The sequence below is a fragment of the Ewingella sp. AOP9-I1-14 genome, from assembly GCF_052375995.1.
In the GTDB taxonomy this organism is placed as follows: Bacteria; Pseudomonadota; Gammaproteobacteria; order Enterobacterales; family Enterobacteriaceae; genus Ewingella; species Ewingella allii.
The window spans coordinates 14,921-40,063 of sequence record NZ_JBQSVA010000015.1; the positions used below are offsets into that span (position 1 = coordinate 14,921).

The following is a 25,143-nucleotide window of genomic DNA, read 5'->3' on the forward strand; positions in this document are numbered from 1 at the left end:
GATAGTATGTCGATACTTTATAAGGCCATGACGCGCCCCGCAATGTATCTGGGTGTCCCTGTCGTCCCACTTACTGTGGTCATTGGGGCATTCTTCTTGTCAGGGGTATATGTAAACAAACTGGTCTGGTTAGCGATACCTGTCGCTATTTTCATTTTAAGAATGATAGCGAAACAAGATGACCACATATTTAACTTGTTTTTCCTGAAACTAAAGTTGCTGGGAAATTCTGCTTGTAATAGATATTTCGGAGCGAGGGCATTTCTTGCATCGCAGTATGAGCCAGTTGACATTGATGAGTTCACTCAGGCTATGAAACTAAACGAAAGAGTTTCGCTGGAAAAGCATATCCCTTTTTCCAGCCATGTAGATAAACATTTTGTTAAAACGAAAAATGGTGATTATGTCGCCACATGGCAGCTAATGGGCGTTAGCTTTGAATCGTTATCAGAAGCTGCACTGGAAGCTATAGATTCTCAGGTGGCTACTTTAGTCCGCTCTTTCTCAGGGCTGTCTGTATCGTTCTATAATCATACCATTCGTGAGAGTTTCTATGATGGCTTTGATATAAAATCAGGTAATAAGCACGCTGATATTGTTTCTGGTCGTTATTATGATTCGCTCAAGGAAAATAAATTCAAAGGTAATGCTATTTATTTTTCTGTTGTATATCGACCTGATAACAGGCTTGATAAACTTGAAAATAAGAAAAAAAGCCTTAAAGAAAAACAGGAAAGCATTGATATTCATATCAGTAAAATGAATGATATTATCAATACTCTTTCTAGTGGCTTGGATAAATTCACATCTAATCTTCTTGGTATGTATGAAGAGGACGGTAACGTTTTTTCATCACAGCTTTCATTTTATAATTATCTGTTAACAGGTAAACATCAAAAAATACGTGTTACCAAAACACCTATTTACAATGTGCTTGGTGGCGTGGATGTGTTTCTTAATCACGATACAGCACAGGTGAAAAGAATAGATGGTAGCCGTTTTTTCCGCTCTATTGAAATTAAAGATTTTTCCAGTGAAACATCATCTGGTGTTTATGATGCGCTACATTTTTCTGATGTAGATTATGTGATTACCCATTCATTTACTGTAATGAGTAAGACAGAAGCATTAAATGCCATTAAGCGTACAGAGAAACAGCTTAAAAGCACCGAAGATGATGCAGTAACACAGTTGCAGGAGCTTGAAATCGCGAAAAACGATCTCGTTGCTGGGGAGATTTCTTTTGGCTATTATCATTTTACTCTAATGGTGTTTGCCGACTCCATTAAAGAACTGGATGAATCAGTTAGCAAAATATCTTCTGATTTTATTGATTTAGGTATGGTTGTTGTATTATCTACGTTATCTTTACCTGCTGCTTATCTTGCGCAGCTCCCAGCAGTATTTAATCTAAGACCACGACTATCACCTATATCAAATGCTAATTTTGTTGAACTGGCATCGTTCCATAACTTCTATCAAGGGAAACGCGATAAAAATTGCTGGGGTGAAGCTCTCGCCATTTTGAAAACTCCTAGCAAACAGGCTTATTATTTGAATCTTCACAACTCTGTCTTGTTTAAGGATGAAGTTGGAGAGAAAAACCTCGCAAATACTAAAATAATCGGTACTGCGGGTTCAGGTAAAACAATGCTGCTTTCATTTATCGCCTGTATGTTACAGAAATATAATAATCCAAGTACGTTTGCTAATAGTGCTAGACAGAAAAAAATGACCACTGTTTTTCTGGATAAGGACAGAGGGGCAGAGTTATGTCTCCGCATGTTGGGCGGTGAATATTATACAGTAAAAAGCGGTGAGCCTACTGGCTGGAATCCCTTTGCGCTTGAAGCAACTAAACGCAACCGGATTTTTGTAAAACAACTAATGGCAATCCTTTGTACCCGCAATGGCGAAACTTTGACAACCCGTGAAACACTGCTCATTGGTGAGTCTGTTGATGCCGTAATGGATTTTCCAGCAGGGGAAATGCGGGAATATGGCATATCTCGTATGCTTGAGCACCTCATGCAGAAAGCAGACCGTGATGAGCAGGAAAACGGGATCATTCTACGTTTGTCACAGTGGGCTAATGGTAACGCGAATGGCTGGGTATTCGATAATGCGCAGGACACTTTCAATATTCAGCATGTAAACAATTTTGGTATTGATGGTACGGAGTTCCTTGATGATCCAGTTGTGTGTGCGCCTATCACCTTCTACTTGCTGTATCGCATTACTCAGCTTCTAGATGGTCGCCGTCTTGTCATCTTCCTAGATGAATTCTGGAAATGGCTACAGGATGAAGCATTTAGCGATTTTGTTTATAACAAGCTAAAAACTATTCGTAAGTTAAATGGGCTTGTTATTCCAGCGACACAATCACCTGATGAAATTTTGAAAAACAAAATTTCACGAGCAGTAGTCGAAGTTTGTAGTACCAGTATTTATCTTGCTAACCCTGATGCTGATTTTGATGATTATGTAAATGGGCTTAAATGTACGCCGGAAGAATTTAATATCATTAAAAATCTTGATCCAATGTCCAGACAGTTTTTGATTAAAAAAAGCAGTCTGAAAAAAGGTGATGGTAAGGCATTTTCGGCATTGGCTACTCTGGATTTATCAGGACTTGGTGGATATTTAAAAATCCTATCAGCCAGCGCCGACAATTTAGAAGTGTTCGAAAATATTTATCGCAATAGTATGTCTCCTGATGATTGGATTCCTACATATCTTGAGCAAGCAATTTAGTGAGGTTTTTATGAAAAAGACAAAGGCCGTTTTATTCTCTGTTCTGCTGTGTACTTCATTTTTCTCCACTGCGGGTATTCCGGTTGCAGTTGATGCAGATCCTATGAGGGATGTTCAATGGGCGCAGGATTGGGGGCAGAAGATTAAGGAATGGACTGACACTGCCGCACATTATAAAAGCCAGATACAGGCTTATAAAGACCAACTTGCTACTGCTACAGGTGTTCGTAACATTGCATCGTTTACTAATGAATTAAGTAATCTGCAATCAGAGTTGACGAATATTTATAAGCAAGGGGATAGTTATATATCCAGCTTTACTAACGATCCTACTGGCTCTTTAAGCAGTGAGGCACAAAGTCTTTTTAAAAAGTACGGTGCATTCGATATGTGCAATACGGGATATGCCAAAAATGACAATGTATGTAAGGCTAAAGTGGTGTCTACCGCTGCCAGTATCGAACAAGGGAATGTAATCAATAAACAGTTATCAAATACCATGTCACAGATTCAATCATTAAGCAGCCGTATTGAATCTTCTAAGGATATTAAAGAGTCTCAGGATTTAGCAAACTCTTTACAGGCTCAATCCCTGAAAATGCAAGCAATCAAGATGCAATATGATGTATGGGAAAGCAAAAATAAAGCTGATGCAGAAATGTTGAAAACGCAACAAAAAGCAGAGTTTAAACAACAACAGTTGCAAGCGGCTGTTCCTGATTTTCAATAAAAGAGGGTTGGTTTATGGCTGGTCAGGGTTTTTTCGTTAAGTTCAATAATACAATAATGGACTCTGTGCAGAAAATCAGTGACTCCTATCAAAGCCAGTTTGCCAGCGACATTATGACGCTGGCGGCGGCTTCGGTAACATTGTATGTGTTGTGGAAAGGCTATCAGACGCTTGCAGGGAAAACGCAAACACCACTTCCCGATCTGGCATGGGATTTAACGAAGTTCGCCATCATTATTACTTTCATAACTAATGCGGGAGGTTATTTAACCAGCGCAACTACTGCAATGGAAGGTATTAAAGACGGTTTATCCGGTGGAGTAAGTGTTTGGCAGACGCTAGATAATCTTTGGGCGAGTACACAGAACCTTGCTGAAAAAATTTATCAAAAAGATACCGATTATATTCCTCTTGCTGGAGCATTTGGGATGGCGCTTGTGTGGGCTGGCTCAATGATTTTAATGGCGATTAGCACAGTGGTTTATCTCGCCGCTGATGTCACGATGAAACTGCTCATTATCACAGCACCTATCTTCATATTCTGCCTGATGTTTGGTTTCTTGCGTCAGATGTTCAACAACTGGCTACAGTTGAATTTTTCTAGCATTCTCACGGTTTTATTTGCCTCTCTGGTGATCAGAATCGGTATGGATTATCAGGGGGAAATTTTACAGCAAGTATCCAATGCAGCACCAAACAGCAACGTAGTTACTGCCGGAGCTATGGGGTTCATGGCGGGCTTGTTATCAGCGCTGTTGGTTATGCTTGCCCGTATGTTCGCAACACAGCTTGCAGGTGCTGGCGTCGATGGTGCTGTGCAGGGTATGGCAATGATGGGGTTAGGTGCTGCTGGCGTTGGGGCATCCCGTTTAGGTATGTCTGGGGGCAAGGCTGGATTCGGATTAATGAAAGGGCTTACGGGTAAAGATGTTGGTAACACAGCGTCAAACTCAAGTCGTCTTGGAAACTTTCTTGGTCGGGGAACTCGTTCAGCGTCTGAATGGGCTGGTCAAAAAATGCAAGGTGCTGATGCGTGGGCAGGGCAAAAAATACAAAGCGGCATTAATTCAATGGCTGATCGCCGCAGGGCATCACTTGCTAAAAAAAGGAGTGAAGCAGCATGAAATTAGAAAAATTAGTTCTATTGATTTTCATTTTTTCGATTATCGGATGTTCCAGTAAGGCAACTTTACCGTCTGATGTCTCTGGAAAACTTGAACCAATAAACCATAGTCAGGTTATTAGCTATGAATAAAAAAATTAAAGAGCAAATTGATACCGCAAAATCTTTCGAAACTCAGATTCATGCTGAAAACGAAAAATCTAAAAAAACTGCTTGGTGTGTGGCTTCGGTTGCATCACTACTGGCAATTTGTTTGGGGGTTGATGTCGCGATTCTTACTCCTTTAAAAGAGAAAGAACTCGCTATTGTTAGCGTTGACAATACTACTGGACGAACAGAGTTAATCACACAGGTAAAACAGGAACAGATTTTACAGTCAGAGGCGCTGGGGCGTTACTTTGTCGATAAGTATATCTCTTTGCGAGAGGGCTATAACTATCCTTCATTACAAAGTGATTATGAAACAGTACAGCTATATAGCTCTAATACGGTGAAAGATGATTACCTACGCCTTTTTGCCAGTGATTTAGCCCCTGACAAAGTGCATAACAATAACGGGGCTTATGTAGTAGTTGAACGGTTATCTAACATTATAACTGATGCAACTGCACCAGATAGGCTTTCTACATCTCGATTCAAAGTCATTAGTAGAAATTTCAGAACAGGGCAAGTGACCATCTCCTATTTAGCTCTGCGTGTTACTTATCGCTTTGATTTGAAGAAAAGCAGTGCAACTAATCCACTTGGATTTACTGTAACCAGTTATCAGGCAGATAAAGAAATCAGGGGGGAATAATGGACACTAAAAGTTTAATTATCGCTTTAAGCCTGTTTTCACCTTTCTTAGTGAATGCTGCGGCAGTTCCTCAGTCGTCAGGCTATGACGCAAGGATGCAGAATGTGAGTTATAACGCTGCAAACACCACTGTGATTAAATCGAAAACAGGTTTTTTAACGTCAATCGTTTTTGACGAAGGCGAAGCCGTTATAAGTGCTAGGGCTGGTTTTCCTGCTGGTTGGGAGATTGATAAAGATGATAACGTTGTTTATGTGAATCCTCGGCCTGTGGTTCAGCAACAAGAAAATGCAGAAGGAGAGAAAGAACAAAAAATTTTCCAACCTGTAGCTAAAGAGTGGGACACGAATCTTTTCGTCAGAACAACAAAAAGAGTGTACAGCCTCGATTTAGTTATGATTTCTGATGAACAAAAAAATAGCCCCGCATATGTAGTTAAATATAGTTATCCTGCGGAACAGGCAAAATTAAGAGCGGAAGAAGCTAAAAAAATTCAAACGCAACAAGAGGAAATAAAAAACAAAAAAGTTATAGCTAACAATTTTGAAAGCGCCGACGCACCAAAGAATTGGGATTATTACATGCGAGTCAATGAAAAATTTGATAGTCGCAGGATTGCTCCTGATTTTGCTTATGATAATGGTGTTTTTACTTACATTGGTTTCAACTCAAGCAAAGTGTTCCCTGCCCCGTTTATGTATAAAGATGGGAAAGAACAAACATTGTCTTTCAATGTTCAGACGAAAGGGAAATATAAAATAATGGTTGTTCACAGTGTAAACGATAAGTTTGTTCTTCGTTATGGTAACAGTGTTGTTGGTGTGGTTAATCAGTCGTTTGGGAAAATAATTACAGACCAAATTAATACGGCATCACCAAATGTTGAACGTGTCGAGGTGAAAAATGACTGATATAAAAAAAACCGATGATCTGGTTGAAGATGCAAATCAATTGAGGCAGGAGCAATCACAGCTTCATAACATTGGTGGAGTAAAATCTAAAAATAATCGCTTTAAAATGGGATTGCTGTTTGGTTTTGCCACAATTCTTATTGTGGCTATTCTTGGCCTGAAAATTTACAAAAACTTTTACTCCGAAGAGCCTCAAGCAGCATCTACTGTAAAGGCTGATGATAATGCCTCGCAAGTTGGTAAGGTTCGTACAGGTATGGGACAAAATTTTGACCCTGTAGCGAACGAGACAACCAGCGGGAATGGTGCGGAAACGACGAGTAACAATCCTGCACCAACGGATAAGTCAACTTCCGGCCAGTTCCAGAAGTATCTCTCTATTCCTGTCTCAGGGCAGTCAGGCAGCAATAGCGAACGTCAAAATAGCACAGGAACGGTTCAACAAGACGAAACGAGCACAAGCCAGCCAAAACCACAGGCTAAGGCTGTAACTGCATCCCGTATGCAGGTATCAGCAATCAAGCTAGATCCAAACCTTTATATTGAAGAGAACACCATTATCCCGTGTGCACTCACAACGCGCTTTGTTTCAGATGTGGGCGGACGTATCAATTGCGTGATCACAGATGATGTGTGGAGTGCTAACCATCACACGAAGCTGATTGAGAAAGGAACTAAAGCATTTGGCAGTTACAAAACCGGTACTCTGAATCATGGACAGGGGCGCATGTTTATTATCTGGAATCAGTTACGCACACCTGATTTTAAAAGAATTGATTTAGTAGATACTGCGGCAGCAGGTGCCTTGGGCGAAATGGGTATTGATGGATGGATTGACTCACATTTTTGGGATCGCTTCGGTGGTGCAATGCTAGTAGGGATGATTCCTGATGCAATGCAAGCACTTAGTGGAGCATCAAATAATAATAAAGATAATCAGACCGATTATACAGCAAACAGTCGGGAAGCATTTGCCGAGATAGCGAAAGAAGCGGCAGCAAACAGCGTGAATATTCCACCAACTATGTACAAAAATCAGGGCGATATCATATCTATTCTTGTTGGTGACGATATTGATTTTTCTGGTGTCTATCAGTTAAAGGCAAAATAAATGACGAATAATGTTGCTCCACTGATAAACAATAAATCTCTGGATTTTTATAAACGACAAGTTTTTCAGCCTTATCTTGATATTGATGGATTAACAGAAATTGCTGTAAACCGTTCAGGGGAGGTCTGGACGGAAATTAACGGTGAATGGTCAGTGCATGATGATGAGAAAGTCACCTTTGACTTTTGTAAGCGTTTTTCTCAGACATTAGCTTCATTTCGTGGTGATGAAGTTGGTGATACAAAACCTTTGCTTTCAGCAACACTTGAATCAGGTGAGCGTGTGCAGGTTGTTTTTCCTCCAGCGTGTGAGAGAAACACCATATCTATTACGATTAGAAAACCATCAACAAGGCAGGTAACGCATAAGGAATATATAGAAAGAGGATTTTACGACTATGTTCAGTCAGGGAAAACGTATCATAGCCATGATGATACGCTTCTTGAACTCTTCAAACAGAAAAAAATTGCGGAGTTTATGGAGTTCGCTGTAAAAGTTGGCAAAAACATCGTTTTTGCGGGCGAAACAGGTTCAGGCAAAACTACCTATATGAAAAGCCTGATTGATTTTATTCCGTTAAGTGCAAGGCTAGTTACCATCGAGGATGCGGAAGAAATAGAGTTCTTTATTCATAAAAACTTCGTTCATCTTTTTTATCCTTCGGAATCTGGAAGTGATTCAGGCTCAATAATCACCGCTGCAAAGTTAATTAAATCTTGTTTAAGGATGAAACCAGACAGGATTTTACTTGCAGAAGTAAAAGGTGGTGACGCATGGGATTTTATCAAAGTAGCGGGTTCTGGACACAGAGGCAGCATGACGTCTATTCACGCAGGTTCTGCGAAAGACGCCATCATTCAGATGGTGACGAAATGTTATCAAAATATGGAATGCCAAAACCTGCCATTTGATGTGCTTAAAAAAATCATTCTGGACAATATTGATATTGTTGTTCATGTGGGAAGGGATGGTGTTGTTAGACATATGAGTGATATTTATTTTAAAGGGGCAGATTGTGAAAAAATTTAACAAACAACAGTCTGTATTTATCTTTGGGATCATGTTGGCCTTTACGTGGTTTTCTGGTTCGTTTGCTTTCTTTGTCCTTTACTTCAACCAAGTGCAATACATTAAACCATTGAAAGCGATATTCAAGGCAATAGACGCATATAACATGGACTCTTTCATCAAAAGCTTGGTGCTGACTGGTGTTGCAGACGAGATAAGGTTGATTGCATTTCTTGCCCTGTGTTCAGGCTTTGTGTTGTCGTTGGCGATACCAGTAATGGCATTAATCAAACTAAATGAGGAAAAGGAAAATGTGTTTGGTGATGCGAGATTTGCCACGATAAAAGATGTAAAGGAGTCGAATAGTTTTACTCTTGATGGCGACGAAAAAGAGGGAATTATTGTTGGCCTTAAAGATAAAAAAATAATTCGCTATGTTGGAGCCGCTTTTAGCGCTATGGGGGCGGGTACTCGTGCAGGTAAAGGGGCAGGTATAGTTATTACTAACCTGATGAAATATTGGTGGAGCGTGATAATACTCGACCCTAAGCGTGAGTGTTTCAACATTACCAGCCTAATCAGAAGAGTGATTCTTCGTCAGGAGGTGTTTAAATTTGACCCCTTTAGCTCTGTCACTCACCGATTCAATCCTCTTTTTTATGTCAGTATGGGAACAAGTGAAGGATTTAACCAGTTAGAAAATCTCGCGCTGATTGTTTACCCGTATAAAACAGATGGTGCAGACGCGGGTAGTTATCTCAACAAAACAGCAGGGAGTTTGTTTAAATCTCTTGCTGTTACTCTTTGGTTTATGATAGCAAAGGATAAACAAGCATTAAAAGAGCTTGACATTGAACCCTTATTTTCAATGTCAAAAATTAATCTTCTTTTTGAACGCGCTGACCCTGAAAACTTACTTTCATTTCTTAGTGAAATACGTGGTGATTTGAAAGGTAAAGAAAAAACACTGGTTGATATAGGTGTGTCTGGTCTTAAAGCATTCATTGAAATGGAGGATAAAACAAAAGCACAACTTAAAAGCAATTTCCTTAATGGATTATCCCCATTCTCTAACCCGAACGTGGCGAAAGCTACTGATGGAAATGATTTTGACTTACGTCAGGTTAGAAAAAAGAGAATGACCGTTTATTTCTGTATCTCAGGTGATAATGCACGCCTTGCCGAAAAAGTGACAAACATTTTTTTCCAGCTTGCTATTCAGATCAACCTTGAAAAGATGCCTACGGATGATCCAGAGATAAAGCATGACTGTTTATTTCTTCTTGATGAGTTCCCGTCAATTGGTGCTGTGGATTACATCAAGAGCAAATCTGGCCTTATCGCTGGCTACAAGCTGAAATTGTTGATTGTTTATCAGGTTGGCTCTCAGCTTGAAGAGATCTATAGCTATGCTGGCAGCAAAACGCTACTCGCCAGTGCGCCATGCAAAATTGTCTATTCAGCTTCCGATGTTAAGGATGCGCGCGAACTGTCAGAGGCTATGGGGACTAAGACGGTCACTATTGGCTCTAAAAGCAAGAGCCGTAGTCGTGGCGGCATGTCTCGCTCAGAGTCCGAGAGTCTTATTGAACGTCCTCTGGTAACGACTAACGAACTCCTCACACTAAAATTTAGTGAAGAAATTCTCGCGATGAAGGGGGAAAACCCGATTCGATGTGAGAAAGCTTTTTACTACATGAATGAATATTTCTTTGGCGATTTTATTAAGGTAGCACCTTCTTTGGAGAGTGTTTTCCCTAAAAAGAACGGTAAGTTGTCAATGCCACCTCAAAAGGTATTTGAAAACGAAATTGTTGCTAAAGGCTATCTCGCTATAAAAGATGTTCCTGATCTCGATATGGCTGCATAAAAGGAAATCAAGATGAAAGTAATGCTGATAATCGTAGTTCTCGCTCTTACTGGGTGTTCATCCCCTCCAGAACCAACTCCTGTAGAGTTTGGCAAGGTAAATGAGATTGTAACCCCTTCTCTACCTTATATGGCTGATTTTTACGGTGTCATACCATCAGAGACTAATGGCCTTGGATGGACATTTAGCAGAACTTTTTCAAAGAGAGAGGATTTTACTACTCCAGAGTATTACTACGCACTGGCACATGCCGATAGAGTTATTGTTTACACCAGTAAAGCCGATCTTTGGTTTCAAGTAAGGGATGGGTTGAAAGCTCAAGGAGCTAGAGGTGTTATCGAGTGGGCATATCAATCTTCTTTTTTACCAGAGCAAATAAAAATAACCTTCATTAAAACATATCAGGAGAGAAAAAATGACTAGAAAGTTTTTAATGGTTTTACCTCTGCTTACAGGGTTAGGATTGGTTTCAGTTAACGCACATGCTGCTGATCCATGCGAGGTAGTACTCTGTATGTATGGGAAAGCTATTGGTAGCGGCGGTGGAGGTGAATGTAAAAGCCCTGAAAAAGCATTTTTTAACATAGTGAAAAAGAAAAAAGGCTCTATCCGATGGGATAAAACCTTTGATGCTCGAAAATCATTTTTGAATCAATGCTCATCGGCTGATCCGTCTGCTATTTCAAAAATCATGAGTAAGTTCGGGAAGGTTAAAGGCTAAATGCATCCCCGCATCGCATCAACGGTAGCGGGGAAAAATGGAAATTAATATTTTGAAAAAAAACATACTAGTGCTTTCTATAATTTTTTTCTCTGGTTTCCTGTCTGCCGCAGAAATGCGGGGCAAAGTTATCCGTGTTCTTGATGGTGACACTATCGAAGTATTACAGAATAAAAAGCCCGTAAGGATTCGCTTGGCAAACATCGATGCGCCGGAAAAGACACAGGCTTTCGGACGTTGGTCAATGAATCAACTTAAAGGTCTGGTTGCGGCACAGCCTGTTACGGTGACGTACACGCAGACAGACCGCTACGGGCGCATTATCGGGAACGTGTTCATGACGAACGGCACTGAAGCCAGCCGATTCATGGTGCAATCTGGCGCTGCATGGGTGTATGAGCGCTATAACACGGATAAGGCATTACCGGATTTGCAACGGGAAGCTCAGAAGCAAAAGCGCGGCCTGTGGGCTGACAGTCAACCAATGCCGCCGTGGGAATGGCGGCATAACAAATAAGATTAGGAAATCAACATGAAAACAGAATCGTTTAAAGTCAATCTGGCAGACTGGATTAAACAAGAAGAGGCTGAATCTGGTGAAAATGCGTTTTACCACCCTAATACTGAATACTTCAAAGTTATACGTGAAATTAATCAGCATGAAACTGAATTTATCGCTAATAGTGGTGATTTAGTAAAAATGGCTGAAAAGCATTCTGTTACTTATAACCAACTCAATGAAGAAGATAAAGAGTTTGTTAATTTTCGCCTAGATGAAGAAATTTTCTTCATAAGTTATGACGATGAGTGAATTCGTTTTCAATAATCTTGAATTTGAGGGTAGTTAAATGAGACTGTTTATTGCAGAAAAACCATCTTTAGCTAAAGCTATTTTTGAAGGGCTTGGAGGAAATCCAAATACAGAAAAGAAAAATGGATACTTTCAGCATGGTTCTGATGTTGTTACTTGGTGTTTTGGTCATATGCTTGAACTATGTGATCCAGAGGATTATGACGATAAATACACTAAATGGCGATTCAGTGATTTGCCGATCAAAACGACATACCCGCCTACTTACAAAATAAAAAGAGAGGCAGAAGCACAAACTCGTATCATACTGTCATTGATTGAACAAGCTACCAGTATTGTTCATGCTGGAGATCCAGATGAAGAAGGCTGTTTGCTTGTTGACGAGATTTTAGGTTATGCCAATAACAAAAAGCCTGTAGAACGTTTATTGATAGCTGATCTCAACCTTGCACCAGTGCAAAAGTCACTTGTAAACATGCAGCCAAATGACAAATTTAGGGGTATGACAAATAGCGCATTGTCGCGCTCACTGCTTGATCAGAGCTTCGGTTATAACCTAACTCGCGGTTGTACCCTCAAAGGCCAAGAGAAGGGCTATGATGGCACCCTGAATGTAGGGCGTGTACAGAGCGCGGTTCTTGGTCTGGTGAATCTGCGCACACTGGCAAATCAGAATCATGCCGAAAGTTTTTACTATGATATTTTCGCAACGCTTGAGATGAACGGGCATCAGGTAAAGGCTAAATATCAAACCACGGATAGTGATCAGATTGATGATAAAAAACGGCTCATTTCAGATGCACAAGCGCGGCATATAGCTGAACGGGTTTCGGGGAAAGAGGCAATAGTCACGATAGCTGCCACAAAACCAGAAAACACTAAGCCACCGTTGCCGTTAGATCTTTCAACTCTCCAACAGATTTGCGCGAAACGCTACGGCTATAAAGCCAAAGAAACTCTTGAAATCATGCAGGGGTTGTATGAAACACATAAACTTCTAACGTACCCACGCACCGATAATCGCTATCTATCGGATGAACATTATTATCAAGCTGGCGATATTGCCGCAGCCATCAGTGCGATAATGCCGGAACTGGCTACAGCAGCCGCAGATATGGATAAGGGACAGAAGCATAAAGCGTTTAATGCAAGCAAAATTGAGGCTCATCACGCTATTGTTCCAACCACTAAGAGCGGTGCAGGTATCCAGCTTAGCGAAAAAGAAAAGAACGTTTATAGACTGGTCGCTACCTACTACATCGGTTTGTTTTGGCCTGATGCTATTCGGAATAAAACGAAAGTACATTTTGATATCAAAGGTGATACTTTCTCCGCGACACAAAGTGTTTTAGTGCAGAAAGGATGGGAGGCATTGGGTAAAGACAGTAGCGATGATTTAGAATCTGATGATAGTGAGCTTACAGGCTTTGATTTATCAACACTGAAATTTAATGATAACGGCCTTTGTGAATCTGCTTTAGTAGATAAGAAGCCAGCACTACCGCCAAAATATTTTACTGAATCAACGCTAATCGCAGCAATGAAAAGTGCTGGAAAATTTGTTGATGATCCTGATTTGCGTAAAGCGCTTGAAGCTAAAGAGGGAGGCGGGACATTAGGAACGGAAGCTACTCGTGCTGGTATATTAGAAAAATTGGCGGCTAATACAGGGCTATTAGCTATTGAGAAAGAAAAAGGTTACTCAGAGCTTGTCTGGAAAACAACTAAGCAAGGACAGGAGTATTGTGCTGCATTACCTAGTGAAGTGGTAAAACCTGATATCTCCGCTCGTTGGGCAGAAAAACAAGCTAAAATCAAAGCTGGAGAGCTGGCTGTAAGTGATTTCATTAAGGAAACTGACGAATATATTAGTGAGCTTATTAGCGATTTGGATAAGAACGGTATAAATATATCATCAAATGCGGCTCCCTGCCCTGTATGTAATAAAGGCTTTTTGCGTAAACGTAAAGGGCAGAATGGCTTCTTTTGGGGATGTTCATGCTATCCTGAATGTAAAACTTCATTCCCTGATAAAGATGGAAAACCCGTCACTGACAAGAAGCCAGAAGGAGCAAGCTCTCGATTAGAGATTCCTTGTCCTTCATGTGGAAAAGAAATACTCATCAGGCCGAAAGGTTTTTTCTGTACGGGTTGTGAGTTTAAGATCTGGCAAGAATTTTGTGGTAAAAAATTAACTTCAAATCAAGTTGAAAAATTGATTAAAGATGGCAAATCAAATCTGATTAAGGGCTTTAAAAAACGTGACGGTAACACGTTTGATACCGAGCTTGTTTTAGAGGATAAAAAGACTGGTAAACTTGGTTTTCCAGTAAAGAAAAAGTAAACTGCCTCCGGCGAGCTAATGAGCGTTAACTAACTGACAGGAAACAACAAATGACAGAACTTTCTAAAGATGAAGAATACGGTATTGTATCTAAGCATCTTGGTAGCATCACCGCTTTAAGAAAATTTGCGCAAACGAAAGATTTTGAGTGGCTGGAAGAAGTTAAAGGCAAACTTGAAGCGTTAATCAGTGAGTCTCGCGAAGAGTATGAGTTGAAGAAACTTGAGGCAGAAGAACTGGAGCAAAAAAGGCAGCAAGCGCTTGAATACATCCGTTCTCTTGGCCTCGATCCTGAATCCCTTGCGGAACCTGTAACAGTTGGTGGCATCAAGACTAAGCGCAAAAACGCTAAAAGTGGTGCAAGAAAAGCTAAATATCGCTTTACCGATGAGGGCGGGAACGCTAAGGAGTGGTCTGGCAATGGTAAACGTCCATCAGCGTTGCAGAAGCTACTCGATGCAGGCCATTCTCTCGATGAGTATCTAATCAATAAAGAGCAGCCGTAATCGATAACCGTGATGCCGTCGCAAACTTGTTTTGCGACGGTTGAGAGGTTGACCGAGCCGCAAGCGGCGCTGGTTAAGCCGCTATCGGCACGATGTATGCAATCGCTCTGTTTCGCACACAGAAACGCCGCAGCCCCGCCATTCGGGAGTCAATCAGAAGCGCCTTGGTCAAAAAACAGTTTTAGCGGGTAATGACTCCAACTTACTGATAGTGTTTTATGTTCAGATAATGCCCGATGACTTTGTCATGCAGCTCCACCGATTTTGAGAACGACAGTGACTTCCTGCCCAGCCTTGCCAGATGTTGCCTCAGATTCAGGTTATGCCGCTCAATGCGCTGCGTATATCGCTTGCTGATTACGTGCAGCTCTCCCTTCAGGCGTGATTCATAAAGCGGCCAGCCATCCGTCATCCATACCACGACCTCAAAGGCCGACAGCAGGCCCAGAAGACGCTCCAGCGTGGCCAGAGTGCGTTCACCGAATACGTGCGCCACAACCGTCCTCCGTATCCTGTCATACGCGTAAAACAGCCAGCGCTGACGTGATTTAGCACCGACGTAGCCCCACTGTTCGTCCATTTCAGCGCAGACGATGACATCACTGCCCGGTTGTATGCGCGAGGTTACCGACTGCGGCCTGAGTTTTTTAAGTGACGTAAAACCGTGTTGAGGCCAACGCCCATAATGCGTGCACTGGCGCGACATCCGACGCCATTCATGGCCATATCAATGATTTTCTGATGCGTACCGGGTTGAGAAGCGGTGTAAGTGAACTGTAGCTGCCATGTTTTACGGCAGTGAGAGCAGAGATAGCGCTGATGTCCGGCAGTACTTTTACCGTTACGCACCACGCCTTCAGTAGCTGAACAGGAGGGACAGCTGATAGAAACAGAAGCCACTGGAGCACCTCAAAAACACCATCATACACTAAATCAGTAAGTTGGCACCATTACCGGCACTTGCGCTATGTCGAATTCCTCCCGACGAGCGCAACTGGAAAAAAAATCAAGAGTGCTTTCAAAGCGACAGGAATTGCCTTTCCTTGCTTATCTGTTACAACGAGCGTCAAGCATGATGACGCTCGAAGGCTGATCCGAATGTTTGCAGACCACAAAATCAATGCGTAAGCGCACCTTGATGCACAATGCCTTTTTTCAGTAAAATCTTAAATACTCCCGCATCAGAAACATGCATTACCATGCTTCACTAAAAGCCTGAGAAATTTGACTCCCCATCATGTATGAGTGACGCCAAAAGCAACCTAATTCACGCTCTGCCGATAAAGCGGGAGGAAGCTCCATCACTGCTAAATGATCCGGTAAATGTACATCTCTTACCCAGCCATACGGCAATAATGCATGACCATAACCTGCGGCAACTAAAGCCATTCGATGCTCAACACCAAGGCCATATGTACGAGTCAAGCCGGAGCTTAATAATTTACTTAAGCCTTCAGTAATTAGCGATGGAACAAAATCATCCTCGCTAAGTGGTAGTAATCCAGGCTCACAGAGCATAAGAGGATGGAGTTCAGGCTGAAGTTTATCGGCTCGCACTAGTAAGACAAAGTGTTCCTTGAATAAGCTTGTATATGCCATCCCCTCAGGAACCGACTGTGCTGCACTAATTAGCAAATCAATTTCACGGTTCTGTAAACGCCGTAACAGACCTTGATGCTTGCCACTAACCAACTCGACTTTAGTTTTACCTGAACGGTGAGCACAAATCTGGATAATCCGTAACAAGTTATCCGGTGCCAGTGAGGAAATCACTCCAATACGTAAGGTTTGCCCAAAGGGAAGAGCTAAGCCATCATCACGTAACCCCTCAAGCCGAGTCACGCCTTCTAAAATTACGGCGATTAAGTCTAAAACTTCCTTTCCAAAGGCAGTGGGTGTTATTTTACTCCCCCTTTCAAAAATGGGCTGTCCGAGAATTTCCTCTACTTTTTTTACTTGATAAGACAAGCCCGAGGTCGAAATACCCATGTCTATGGCCGCATAACGAAAACTACGTTTCATTGCGACGGCCTCAACTAAAAGCAAGTCACGCACAGACACTGCTGCTAGCTTGTTCGAAATTACTTCACGCACCGTCATAAACATTCGATTCCAATTGATGAAAAACTGGCTATAATATTTTTAATCAAAATCATATTCAATCTCATTCTCAATTGGAGGGGTTATGACCTCAATACCCCGTTGCTTTGCCGTGCTAGTAGCGACAACTTTGTTATCAGGTAACTTGTCAGCGCAAGAATTTAACTTTACTGATGTAACCGGACAGGAAATTAAGTTAGAAGCCCCTCCTAGACGTATCATTACTCTGCCCAATCCAGCTGCAGCTACCTTCATCGCAATAGATGGTTCTACCGAGCTGTTAGTGGGTATGAATGAGGGCTCTAAACGAGCCTTTGAGAGCGGTATGATGAGCGTTATGTTTCCTGAAGCTGTTGATATCTCCAGTGACATTTTGTCGGAAAACGGTGGTTGGATGCCCAACGTAGAGGCCATCGCAGAACTTAAACCGGATTTAGTCATCCAGTGGGGTGAGCGCGGCGATGATATCGTAGCTCCACTTCGCAATGCAGGTTTGCCCGTTGCTCTAATGGTAGGCGGTGGCAATGCGGGTACAGAAGAGCTGGCCCGAGCCAATATGAAAATGGTGGCTGATATCACGGGTAATACTGAAAAACTGTCAAAGCTTATTGATTGGCGTGACCGTGTACAAAGTGAAATTACTACTGGTTTAAAACAAGTAGGCTTTCATGCAACACCAAGCATTTTGCATTTGCGCTCTGCCAAATCCAAGTTGACTGCTACTGGTGAGAAAAGTTATCAACAAACCTTCATCGAGCTGGTTGGCGCTAAAAATGTAGCTCAAGGAGCTGGCGTACAAAGCACTGTTAGCGTGGAACAGATTCTTGAATGGAACCCAGATATTATCTTACTTTCCGCAGCAGAGACGGATGCTGGATTAGAAGCGATATACGACGACCCATTACTTTCTCGCTTAAATGCCGCCGTACAAAAACGCGTTTATAAGACACCTCAAGGTGGATATATCTGGGATAGTGCTTCCCATGAAAGCCCCTACACATGGATGTGGCTGGCCAATCTTACTCATCCCGATATTTTCTCTTTTGACCTACGTCACGAATTAAAAGAAGGCTTCAAATTACTTTATAACTTTGACCTATCGGATGAGCAGATAGATCGAATTCTGCGTATTGATATGAACGGCGACAGTCACGGTTATCAAGTGTTTCGTAAACAATGAACAAATATACGCGATCGATTCACTCGTCCTCAGAAATGGTTGAGCCAGTTACCCTGAGCACTTGGCGTGCTAGTCATTGGCCTCTTTTGTCCCTACTGCTTATAGCGACTGTGCTAATCGGGCTATCAGTAGGTCGATACAGCGTAGCGCTAGATGAGATTGTAGCCATCCTATATGCAGCCTTACGAGGTGATAACTCACAGCATATGGATGCGTTGGTGATCTTGAATGTACGCTTGCCGCGCATATTATTGGCAGGAGTATGTGGGGCTGGGCTTGCCATCTGCGGGGTAGCCTTACAAACCTTATTTCGTAACCCTCTCGTTTCACCTAAAGTGCTAGGTTTATCCTCAGGTTCAGCATTAGGAGGATCACTGGCAATTTTGGCTGGAGTAGGGGGGCCGCTACTGATGGGGGCTACGTTTGTATCAGCATTTGCTGCTCTGTTTTTAGTAGTGCTGATTTCAAATATGGCGGGTCGTACTTTGATGACTATTGTGCTTGCTGGAATTGTTATTGATGCTTTATTTGCAGCAGGTATTTCGTTAGTTCAATATGCCGCGGATCCAGAAACGAGTTTACCTGCCATCGTCTTTTGGCTGATGGGAAGCTTTGCAACGGCGAGTTGGGAAAAATTTGCACAAACTGCTCCTATACTCATTGCCAGCATTTACCTACTGAATAGAATGCGCTATCGCATTGCTGTACTCGCTATGGGTGACGACGAAGCTAAGTCGTTTGGCATCCATGTTGCACGCTCCCGGATGGTCGTCTTCGCGTTGATTTCTATCATTATCGGCGCCTGCGTAACCGCATCGGGCGTAGTGGGGTGGGTAGGACTCGTAATCCCACACTTTGCTCGTATGTTAGTAGGCGAAGATCACCGCCGGCTCTATTTCACGAGTCTTATGCTGGGTGCCACTTTCATGATTTTGACTGATACGTTGGCTCGTAGTTTAACTGCTGCAGAGATTCCTTTAGGCGTACTCACAGCTCTAGTTGGCGCCCCCGTCTTTGTGTACTTACTATGCACTCGTCGACGTGAAAGGGCTTAATCATGCAAACCGTCTTTACCTCTCATCTCAGTTTAACTGGAGCGTGCGTACGTTTTAGTGAACGTGTGATTTTTCAGGATTTAAGTTTTAACGTACAAAAGGGCGAAACGTTGGCCATTTTGGGCCCAAACGGACGCGGTAAGACTACGTTGCTAAAAGCTCTATTAGGCTCACAACGTTTAGATCAAGGACAACGGCAGGTACCCCACCTCATCGGCTATGTACCTCAATACCAATACGGTAGTGAAAACCATTGTTGCCTCGATGTGGTACTCATGGCACGAGCCGCCTTGCTTCCCATGTTCAGCCTTCCTTCACAGCGGGATCGTAAGCTAGCTCTTGAAGCATTGGAAAAAGTAGGCGGAGGGCATTTTGCTTATCGTTTATATGGCTCTCTATCCGGCGGCGAGCGCCAATTAGTGTTGCTTGCTCGTGCTTTAGCTACTGGTGCTGAGGTACTCATACTTGATGAGCCGGCTTCAGCTTTAGATTTAGCTAATCAGGACTTATTGCTTAACGTCTTATTCGAGTTACGCCGAGTACGTAGCCATTCGGTCGTTTTTACCACTCACCATCCGCAACACGCTCTGCATCTCGCAGACAAAGTACTGCTGATGCACACCAACGATCAGATTAAATTTGGTCCAGCTGATGAGCTGTTAACCGAGTCTGAGTTATCCCGTTTATACAACGTCAGACTACGCCGTCTAATGGTGCAAACGGGAGAACATTTTCAAAGCACAATCTGCCCGGTTTTTGGAATACGTGAACCGGATCAAGATATGCCCATTTCTTATCCTCTAAACAAAGGTAAATACAATGAGTAACGATACAATCTCCTATCTGGAAAATGGACATGAATTTACAGTCCACTTTGATGAGTTATTAAAATACCACGGTGCCGGTTATCCGGGTGGTGTAGCCCACGGGCTAAAAGTTATGCAGCGAGCCTGGCCCTTGCTAGATAATGGTCGTTTGCCTGAACGACGTGAAATTCGCTGTGTCACAGCCTTTGGAGGCCCAGGGGGTAGAGATGCGATTGAGTTTGTTACCCGCGGTCTTACTGAGGGTCGCTACATTGTTGATAACTCAGTAGGGCTCGAAGAAGAAGAGTCCCCCGGTGGTCGTTATTACTTCCGTTTCGAGTACCGTGGCACCGCTGTTGAAATCACCATCCGTCCCGGACACGTACGCCCCGAGTTCATTCAGTTAGCACGCAAGAAAGACCGCTCACCAGAAGAAGAGATCATTTTGGCTGAAATGAAGCTCGAAATGGGAGAACGCTTGTTAGTCCAGCCCGCAGAAGATATTTACAACGCTACCGTATTATCGTAATAAGTCATAGCCATGAATCAAGAACGTCAAACTTGGCTCGGGCTACTTGCCCGAGCTAACCGAGATTATCTGGAAAATATCTGGGCTACTTACAATCCGGGTGTGCCTATACAAAAACTCGCTGGCCCTGAAACGGGGTTGGTGCAGCTCAATACACAAGCTTGTAAGGCCTCAGTGTCATTTCAGTTTGGTGAGGCTTCTTGTACTCGCTGCGTAATCGCTATTGGGAAAATTCAAGGTTACGCAGTACATTTGGGCTCCGATCTACGCAAAGCGGAGTTAGCGGCCTATCTAGACGCCTTTCTACAAACGGCCCCCTCCCACCAACGTGAGCTGGTGCTGCACCCTATACGCCAACAGTTAGAGCTAAAAAAGGCTGAGAGGGAGCAGCTGACGGCTGCTACTTCTGTACGTTTCTACACCACACAAAAAACTTAGAATCATGAAAATACCTTTACGATCTGAGCACAGACATGACGATGAGTTACATCGGCAGACGCGTACTTATCGGCGACTACTGCATGCCTTTGGTTACCCAATGCGCATACAGCAACTAGAAGAGCGTGCTATTCATTGCATCGTTGACTGCCTTCTAGACAGCCAAACGACGGTAGCTATTGAGGTGGAAAATAAGGAATTAACAAGCCGTATTTTGAATACAGGCGCAACCTTGAGCCAAACTCCCGAATGGGTTTTTGCAGGTTCTCAACGGCATCACTTACAACATATTCCAGCAGGAAGCCGTGAGTCGCCTGAAAGTGGGGCAACCCTTGTCATGGAAATAGCCGCCATATCACCTACAAACGGGGGGCTTGCTATACGAGCCACCGGTGCAGGACTCAACAAACCACACACTTTATATTTTTCAGGGTTACATCAAAATGTAGTCATTGATCATATTGCTTTTCGTGCCGATTACCCGCGTGGAGTGGACCTACTACTATGCGCTGACACGCAGCTGGTTGTATTACCACGTCACTTAACTTTGGAGATCATTTAATGTACGTACCAGTAAAGGGTGGTGAACAAGCAATTGCTGCTTCCCGTATAGCCGTAGAACGGAGTCGCCGAGGCGACGACACAATCCCCGAGATTGAAATTAATCAAATCATGGCACAAATGTCGTTAGCTCTTGATCGGATCATGAGTGAGGGGGGCTTATACGATCGACGTTTTGCTGCTATTGCCTTTAAGCAAGCTCAGGGAGACATTGCCGAAGCGGTATTTCTCGTACGTGCTCATCGCGCGCAATTAGCCAATTTTGGCTCAAGCCAAAACATAGATCTAAAAACAATGCATTACAGTCGCCACATTTCCGCCACGCAAAAAGAGTTGGCTGGAGGGCAAATTTTAGGCGCCACTTACGACTACACCCACCGCTTACTGAATATGGATTTAGAACACTCTCGCCCTCAGTGCGAGTTACCTAAATCAGTGATAACAGCTCCCTCATCGCCCTCTAGCTCTGAGCCACTGTACGCAGATCTTATCCGCACCGAAATATCTAAAGCTCCGATAGACATTACGCGAACTGTTTTGCCTTCTTTACCTGATCCTTGCGAGCGTCTCGCTCATCTCGCTCGTGGCGAAGAAGGCTACTTAACTGGATTAGCTTACGAGAGTTTGCGTAAAGCCTCAACGAGTCATCCCTATGTAGCGCAATTAATGAGAGGGAGCGTTGAAATATTCGTAGAGCTGGAAGACCTCAATTTAACCGTATCCATTGGTGAGGTTGAGTTAACTGCCTGCACTACTGTGGCTCCAAATTTTAGCTCATCTCCACATTTAGAAGCGGGTTTTGGTATTGCTTTTGGAGCTAACGAGCGTAAAGCCGTCGCCATGGCAATCGTAGATCAGCACTTTAAAATTGAGGGTGCTACCAGTGATGCACTCATGCATACCGACGGAGTCGCTGCATCCGGCTATGTCAGCCATTTGAAATTACCTCATTACTCTGACTTTGATGCTGATTTAGCGCGTTTACGCCGAGTTCAGGCTAAGGAGGAAATATGAATTATGCCTACCTTGATCTACCGTCCAAACAAGAAATACGTCGTAAAACCCTAAAAGCACTCTGTCTACCTGGACGTCAAATACCTTTCTCAGCTCCTGAGCTACCCATTGCCTATGGTTGGGGGGTAGGAGGCATGGCTATTACCGCTGCCTTATTAGAACCGAATGACACGTTAAAGGTAGTCGATCATGGTTCGGATGATACCGTTAATGCCCTGAATATCGCGGATTTTTTTACTAAAACGGCAAACATATCAATTACGACAACAAGCTCAAAGGCTACTCTCATTCAAACGCGTCAGCGAGTCCCTGAAAGCCCGTTGCGGGAAGAGCAAATTGTGGTGTACCAAGTTCCTCGACCTGACCCTCTACGTGGATTTATTAATGATGCGGCCGAAGCACTGACACGGCACGCACATCATGATTACGGTGTCGTGTTAAGCGCTCTATTTGAAACATGGTTGCAACAAGATGATGCGTGCTTAGGATACGACCACCCTGTGATTGTTAATGATGGGGTCTTAATGTCACCGTCGCCTATTCCTGCTATGGATAACCCCCGCATGGCGATGATGCCTGCTATTCAGATTTTTGGCGCCGCACGCGAGCGACGAATTTATGCATTGCCTGCCTATACACCCTTAGCAAACTTAGCTTTTGTTGACCTGCCTGCTAGCCTGAAAAAAGTCGATACAGCATGTTGTATCTGCGGCTCATCTATTCATTATTTGGATAATATTGGTACGTCAAACACCCCCCATTGGGTATGTTCCGACTCCGAAGCATGCAAGGAGCGCGCTCATGTTTAGCTTGCCAGATCCCGTGCTGACAGCACAGGCTATCTCACTTGAAATAGCTGGGCACCGTATTTTGTCGGATTGTCACCTCAAGCTTTATCCTTCCGAGGTTCTCGCTTTAGTCGGCCCCTCAGGTGCTGGAAAATCAAGTCTTCTGAATATACTTGCTGGACGACAGCTATCTAACAACTGTCAGGCTCTTTCCCTTTTAGGCCAGGATTTACTACGTACCAGTCTTTATCAAACTAACCTTTTACGTCGGCGGGCGTGTGGCTATGTGGCTCAGGATGCCAGCACAACCCTAAACCTGAGACAAAGTGCCGCCACTAATATCGTACGTCGTCTTTTTGATTTAGGTGACAACCGTGCGGTTGATGCACTCAAACAAGCACAAAAATGGGGCCAGCGACTTGGTTTATGTCCAGAACGATTACATGAGCCAGTGAAGAACTTTTCGGGAGGGATGCGCCAACGCGTACAAATCGCTGCGGCCATGATCCATCAGCCGAGCATTTTATTTTTAGATGAACCCACTGCTGGTCTCGACTCAGTCGCTCAAGCAGATTTTTTAGATGTGCTCTCTAATTTGAGAAACCAAACACAGACTGCCATGGTGTTTGTGACTCATGACTTACGTCTAGCTCGACTCATTGCTGATCGGGCCATCGTGATGGATCAAGGCCGCATCGTCAGCGAATCCATTATGGATCGTTTGCTTACTGAGCCTGAGCATCTCATCGCCCAAGCTCTTGTTAAGGCAATGATTTAATGAATAAACCAACTGTGATTTTGCAGTATGAAGGCAATGGCATACATCATGGGCCACTTCGCATAACGGCACAAACAGGGCAGATCGTACAGATCTGGGGAGCGTCAGGCTCAGGAAAATCGACTTTGCTCTCACGAATTTGGGGAAGTCGAAGCTTAGGAACGGCACACTTGTGCATACGAACCCACGATCAGCAGTTCACACCAAGCACAATGACACCCGCCCACTTTGCATTTCTACGCTCACGATTAATGTCGTACGTAGGGCAACATCCTACCGTACTACCTCGCGAAAAACTTGTGGATTGGTTTGCTCTAGTCCCCACAAAGACAGTACTCGACGGACTAAGACTGCTGGACCTCTCTCCTAGCTTACTCTCTCGCTATGCCTGTGATGTCTCTGGTGGTGAACTACAGCGTTTTATGTTGCTTCACGCTTATTTTTCTTCTCCTCCAATCTTACTTTTAGATGAGCCCTGTACAGGATTGGATCCAGAGCGTAGTCATCAGGTGAGCACGCTTTTATTACAGGCTAAAGCCGCTCAGAAACTGGTTATTTACACCAGTCATACGAGTGCCAGTTGGGTGGATCAGTCAATCTCTTTAGACGGTTAAACCGTCTACATTTAATTTAACCTGGAAAAGTACTCATAATGAAAAAATTTTATTGGGATCTGCGTTGAGTGTAGGTTGCCTAAACTTCGTTCATGCCGATACCTCAGTCACACTGTATGGTGTGTTGGATGCTGGAATTACTCATCAACGTATTAGTGGCATGTGGGACGGTTCTCCTTACTCATCCAAATCCACTGGGCTACTCAGCGGTGGCCAATCCGGAAATCGATGGGGCTTAAAAGTCACTGAGTCATTGGGTAATGGCACGGCAGCAGTCGTACAGCTAGAAAGTGGTTTTGAGTTAACTACCGGTGAAAGCAAGCAAGGCGGACGTCTATTTCGGGTCCGCTTGGAAAAAGGAAATTATCCTACTATAAGGGCTTCCCCAAACAGTCAACGCCGGTTTTTAATTTCTGGCTGTTCATCAATGAAAGGCAAGGGATGAGACTGCACTACTATAAACGGTCACGCTGAATCGCTATTGATTCGGACCCTGATGAAAGACGCTCGTGAGATCCTCCTTCGTTAATCGGATAGTGATATCCAGTAGGATATGCAGATACTTCTCACGGGGGTCTAACCCTTTACCATCAAC

Annotated in this window: 27 protein-coding genes; 25 read left to right on the forward strand and 2 right to left on the reverse strand. The window is 43.3% G+C overall.

From position 1 onward, the window contains the following. Positions 1-6 precede the first annotated feature (6 nt). The 14 genes from ACT3RT_RS21985 (at position 7) to ACT3RT_RS22050 (ending at position 14,685) form a co-directional block, all read left to right on the forward strand. Positions 7-2,754 (forward strand): VirB4 family type IV secretion/conjugal transfer ATPase, encoded by a 2,748-nt coding sequence (locus ACT3RT_RS21985; protein WP_115195454.1) that lies wholly within the window; start codon positions 7-9, stop codon positions 2,752-2,754. 10 nt (positions 2,755-2,764) lie between these two features. Next, complete coding sequence (locus ACT3RT_RS21990) at positions 2,765-3,484, forward strand: type IV secretion system protein (protein WP_115195455.1); 720 nt, start codon at positions 2,765-2,767, stop codon at positions 3,482-3,484. 14 nt (positions 3,485-3,498) lie between these two features. After that, on the forward strand, positions 3,499-4,608 hold the full coding sequence (locus ACT3RT_RS21995) for a TrbL/VirB6 family protein (RefSeq protein WP_228708728.1): 1,110 nt from the start codon (positions 3,499-3,501) through the stop codon (positions 4,606-4,608). A gap of 123 nt (positions 4,609-4,731) precedes the next feature. After that, positions 4,732-5,403, forward strand: coding sequence for a VirB8 family type IV secretion system protein (locus ACT3RT_RS22000; protein ID WP_117111268.1), 672 nt, complete (start codon positions 4,732-4,734; stop codon positions 5,401-5,403). Next, complete coding sequence (locus ACT3RT_RS22005; RefSeq protein WP_248006651.1) at positions 5,403-6,314, forward strand: TrbG/VirB9 family P-type conjugative transfer protein; 912 nt, start codon at positions 5,403-5,405, stop codon at positions 6,312-6,314. Before ACT3RT_RS22000 ends, ACT3RT_RS22005 begins: the two co-directional genes overlap by 1 nt. Beyond that, positions 6,307-7,425 carry a VirB10/TraB/TrbI family type IV secretion system protein gene (virB10, locus tag ACT3RT_RS22010; RefSeq protein WP_117111267.1) on the forward strand — a complete coding sequence of 373 codons (1,119 nt, stop codon included), beginning with the start codon at positions 6,307-6,309 and terminating at the stop codon, positions 7,423-7,425. Before ACT3RT_RS22005 ends, virB10 begins: the two co-directional genes overlap by 8 nt. After that, a complete protein-coding gene (gene virB11 / locus ACT3RT_RS22015; RefSeq protein ID WP_115195436.1) occupies positions 7,426-8,454 on the forward strand; it encodes a P-type DNA transfer ATPase VirB11 in 1,029 nt (342 codons plus the stop codon). After that, positions 8,441-10,303 carry a type IV secretory system conjugative DNA transfer family protein gene (locus ACT3RT_RS22020; protein WP_496203751.1) on the forward strand — a complete coding sequence of 621 codons (1,863 nt, stop codon included), beginning with the start codon at positions 8,441-8,443 and terminating at the stop codon, positions 10,301-10,303. Before virB11 ends, ACT3RT_RS22020 begins: the two co-directional genes overlap by 14 nt. Positions 10,304-10,315: 12 nt before the next feature. Continuing rightward, positions 10,316-10,726 (forward strand): cag pathogenicity island Cag12 family protein, encoded by a 411-nt coding sequence (locus ACT3RT_RS22025; protein WP_115195437.1) that lies wholly within the window; start codon positions 10,316-10,318, stop codon positions 10,724-10,726. Continuing rightward, complete coding sequence (locus ACT3RT_RS22030; protein ID WP_172721774.1) at positions 10,719-11,024, forward strand: TrbM/KikA/MpfK family conjugal transfer protein; 306 nt, start codon at positions 10,719-10,721, stop codon at positions 11,022-11,024. Before ACT3RT_RS22025 ends, ACT3RT_RS22030 begins: the two co-directional genes overlap by 8 nt. Positions 11,025-11,139: 115 nt before the next feature. Then, positions 11,140-11,541, forward strand: a complete 402-nt coding sequence (locus tag ACT3RT_RS22035) for a thermonuclease family protein (protein ID WP_228708730.1) — start codon at positions 11,140-11,142, stop codon at positions 11,539-11,541. A gap of 15 nt (positions 11,542-11,556) precedes the next feature. Next, on the forward strand, positions 11,557-11,835 hold the full coding sequence (locus ACT3RT_RS22040; protein ID WP_115195439.1) for a hypothetical protein: 279 nt from the start codon (positions 11,557-11,559) through the stop codon (positions 11,833-11,835). A gap of 37 nt (positions 11,836-11,872) precedes the next feature. Continuing rightward, on the forward strand, positions 11,873-14,179 hold the full coding sequence (topB, locus tag ACT3RT_RS22045) for a type IA DNA topoisomerase (protein WP_115195440.1): 2,307 nt from the start codon (positions 11,873-11,875) through the stop codon (positions 14,177-14,179). A gap of 50 nt (positions 14,180-14,229) precedes the next feature. Further along, positions 14,230-14,685, forward strand: a complete 456-nt coding sequence (locus ACT3RT_RS22050) for an H-NS family histone-like protein (protein WP_115195441.1) — start codon at positions 14,230-14,232, stop codon at positions 14,683-14,685. Positions 14,686-14,887: 202 nt separating this feature from the next. Here the strand turns inward: ACT3RT_RS22050 and ACT3RT_RS22055 are convergent. Both ACT3RT_RS22055 and ACT3RT_RS22060 read right to left on the reverse strand, forming a co-directional pair. Beyond that, positions 14,888-15,585, reverse strand: a protein-coding gene (locus ACT3RT_RS22055; RefSeq protein WP_223814698.1) for an IS1 family transposase whose coding sequence is annotated in 2 segments (ribosomal slippage) — positions 14,888-15,336 and positions 15,336-15,585 — 699 coding nt in all. Because the reading frame shifts where the segments join, the coding sequence is not laid out codon by codon here. A gap of 294 nt (positions 15,586-15,879) precedes the next feature. Next, positions 15,880-16,785: a LysR family transcriptional regulator gene (locus tag ACT3RT_RS22060; protein ID WP_086961197.1), complete on the reverse strand. Its 906-nt coding sequence runs from the start codon at positions 16,783-16,785 to the stop codon at positions 15,880-15,882. 85 nt (positions 16,786-16,870) lie between these two features. Between ACT3RT_RS22060 and ACT3RT_RS22065 the strand changes: the two genes are divergently transcribed. The 11 genes from ACT3RT_RS22065 (at position 16,871) to ACT3RT_RS22115 (ending at position 24,993) form a co-directional block, all read left to right on the forward strand. Further along, a complete protein-coding gene (locus ACT3RT_RS22065; protein WP_099065564.1) occupies positions 16,871-17,965 on the forward strand; it encodes an ABC transporter substrate-binding protein in 1,095 nt (364 codons plus the stop codon). A 35-nt stretch (positions 17,966-18,000) separates the two neighbouring features. Continuing rightward, positions 18,001-19,020 carry a FecCD family ABC transporter permease gene (locus tag ACT3RT_RS22070; RefSeq protein WP_019282988.1) on the forward strand — a complete coding sequence of 340 codons (1,020 nt, stop codon included), beginning with the start codon at positions 18,001-18,003 and terminating at the stop codon, positions 19,018-19,020. A gap of 2 nt (positions 19,021-19,022) precedes the next feature. Further along, complete coding sequence (locus ACT3RT_RS22075) at positions 19,023-19,847, forward strand: ABC transporter ATP-binding protein (protein WP_016239116.1); 825 nt, start codon at positions 19,023-19,025, stop codon at positions 19,845-19,847. Beyond that, positions 19,840-20,355: a hypothetical protein gene (locus ACT3RT_RS22080; RefSeq protein WP_019282989.1), complete on the forward strand. Its 516-nt coding sequence runs from the start codon at positions 19,840-19,842 to the stop codon at positions 20,353-20,355. The genes ACT3RT_RS22075 and ACT3RT_RS22080 overlap by 8 nt, the downstream gene beginning before the upstream one ends. A gap of 12 nt (positions 20,356-20,367) precedes the next feature. After that, positions 20,368-20,793 (forward strand): phosphonate C-P lyase system protein PhnG, encoded by a 426-nt coding sequence (phnG, locus tag ACT3RT_RS22085; protein ID WP_021565143.1) that lies wholly within the window; start codon positions 20,368-20,370, stop codon positions 20,791-20,793. Between the two features lie 4 nt (positions 20,794-20,797). Then, a complete protein-coding gene (gene phnH, locus ACT3RT_RS22090; protein ID WP_016239119.1) occupies positions 20,798-21,355 on the forward strand; it encodes a phosphonate C-P lyase system protein PhnH in 558 nt (185 codons plus the stop codon). Further along, positions 21,355-22,368, forward strand: a complete 1,014-nt coding sequence (locus ACT3RT_RS22095; RefSeq protein WP_016239120.1) for a carbon-phosphorus lyase complex subunit PhnI — start codon at positions 21,355-21,357, stop codon at positions 22,366-22,368. Before phnH ends, ACT3RT_RS22095 begins: the two co-directional genes overlap by 1 nt. Further along, positions 22,365-23,177 carry an alpha-D-ribose 1-methylphosphonate 5-phosphate C-P-lyase PhnJ gene (locus ACT3RT_RS22100; RefSeq protein ID WP_021565144.1) on the forward strand — a complete coding sequence of 271 codons (813 nt, stop codon included), beginning with the start codon at positions 22,365-22,367 and terminating at the stop codon, positions 23,175-23,177. The genes ACT3RT_RS22095 and ACT3RT_RS22100 overlap by 4 nt, the downstream gene beginning before the upstream one ends. Then, positions 23,170-23,934 carry an ATP-binding cassette domain-containing protein gene (locus ACT3RT_RS22105; RefSeq protein WP_016239122.1) on the forward strand — a complete coding sequence of 255 codons (765 nt, stop codon included), beginning with the start codon at positions 23,170-23,172 and terminating at the stop codon, positions 23,932-23,934. Before ACT3RT_RS22100 ends, ACT3RT_RS22105 begins: the two co-directional genes overlap by 8 nt. Next, entirely contained in the window at positions 23,934-24,548 is a 615-nt protein-coding gene (locus ACT3RT_RS22110; RefSeq protein WP_016239123.1) for an ATP-binding cassette domain-containing protein, read from the forward strand. Before ACT3RT_RS22105 ends, ACT3RT_RS22110 begins: the two co-directional genes overlap by 1 nt. A 64-nt stretch (positions 24,549-24,612) precedes the next feature. Then, positions 24,613-24,993, forward strand: coding sequence for a porin (locus ACT3RT_RS22115; RefSeq protein WP_172459394.1), 381 nt, complete (start codon positions 24,613-24,615; stop codon positions 24,991-24,993). Positions 24,994-25,143: the final 150 nt, after the last annotated feature.

Bases quoted from the DNA above. Each gene is read 5' to 3' on its own strand.
- ACT3RT_RS22000 (WP_117111268.1), top strand. From the start codon at position 4,732: ATGAATAAAAAAATTAAAGAGCAAATTGATACCGCAAAATCTTTCGAA.
- ACT3RT_RS21990 (WP_115195455.1), top strand. From the start codon at position 2,765: ATGAAAAAGACAAAGGCCGTTTTATTCTCTGTTCTGCTGTGTACTTCA.
- ACT3RT_RS22100 (WP_021565144.1), top strand. From the start codon at position 22,365: ATGAATTATGCCTACCTTGATCTACCGTCCAAACAAGAAATACGTCGT.
- virB10 (WP_117111267.1), top strand. From the start codon at position 6,307: ATGACTGATATAAAAAAAACCGATGATCTGGTTGAAGATGCAAATCAA.
- ACT3RT_RS22005 (WP_248006651.1), top strand. From the start codon at position 5,403: ATGGACACTAAAAGTTTAATTATCGCTTTAAGCCTGTTTTCACCTTTC.
- ACT3RT_RS22060 (WP_086961197.1), bottom strand. From the start codon at position 16,785: ATGACGGTGCGTGAAGTAATTTCGAACAAGCTAGCAGCAGTGTCTGTG.
- topB (WP_115195440.1), top strand. From the start codon at position 11,873: ATGAGACTGTTTATTGCAGAAAAACCATCTTTAGCTAAAGCTATTTTT.
- ACT3RT_RS21985 (WP_115195454.1), top strand. From the start codon at position 7: ATGTCGATACTTTATAAGGCCATGACGCGCCCCGCAATGTATCTGGGT.
- ACT3RT_RS22070 (WP_019282988.1), top strand. From the start codon at position 18,001: ATGGTTGAGCCAGTTACCCTGAGCACTTGGCGTGCTAGTCATTGGCCT.
- virB11 (WP_115195436.1), top strand. From the start codon at position 7,426: ATGACGAATAATGTTGCTCCACTGATAAACAATAAATCTCTGGATTTT.
- ACT3RT_RS22050 (WP_115195441.1), top strand. From the start codon at position 14,230: ATGACAGAACTTTCTAAAGATGAAGAATACGGTATTGTATCTAAGCAT.
- ACT3RT_RS22105 (WP_016239122.1), top strand. From the start codon at position 23,170: ATGTTTAGCTTGCCAGATCCCGTGCTGACAGCACAGGCTATCTCACTT.
- ACT3RT_RS21995 (WP_228708728.1), top strand. From the start codon at position 3,499: ATGGCTGGTCAGGGTTTTTTCGTTAAGTTCAATAATACAATAATGGAC.
- ACT3RT_RS22025 (WP_115195437.1), top strand. From the start codon at position 10,316: ATGAAAGTAATGCTGATAATCGTAGTTCTCGCTCTTACTGGGTGTTCA.
- phnG (WP_021565143.1), top strand. From the start codon at position 20,368: ATGAATCAAGAACGTCAAACTTGGCTCGGGCTACTTGCCCGAGCTAAC.
- ACT3RT_RS22065 (WP_099065564.1), top strand. From the start codon at position 16,871: ATGACCTCAATACCCCGTTGCTTTGCCGTGCTAGTAGCGACAACTTTG.
- ACT3RT_RS22095 (WP_016239120.1), top strand. From the start codon at position 21,355: ATGTACGTACCAGTAAAGGGTGGTGAACAAGCAATTGCTGCTTCCCGT.
- ACT3RT_RS22035 (WP_228708730.1), top strand. From the start codon at position 11,140: ATGCGGGGCAAAGTTATCCGTGTTCTTGATGGTGACACTATCGAAGTA.
- ACT3RT_RS22030 (WP_172721774.1), top strand. From the start codon at position 10,719: ATGACTAGAAAGTTTTTAATGGTTTTACCTCTGCTTACAGGGTTAGGA.
- phnH (WP_016239119.1), top strand. From the start codon at position 20,798: ATGAAAATACCTTTACGATCTGAGCACAGACATGACGATGAGTTACAT.
- ACT3RT_RS22080 (WP_019282989.1), top strand. From the start codon at position 19,840: ATGAGTAACGATACAATCTCCTATCTGGAAAATGGACATGAATTTACA.
- ACT3RT_RS22075 (WP_016239116.1), top strand. From the start codon at position 19,023: ATGCAAACCGTCTTTACCTCTCATCTCAGTTTAACTGGAGCGTGCGTA.
- ACT3RT_RS22110 (WP_016239123.1), top strand. From the start codon at position 23,934: ATGAATAAACCAACTGTGATTTTGCAGTATGAAGGCAATGGCATACAT.
- ACT3RT_RS22040 (WP_115195439.1), top strand. From the start codon at position 11,557: ATGAAAACAGAATCGTTTAAAGTCAATCTGGCAGACTGGATTAAACAA.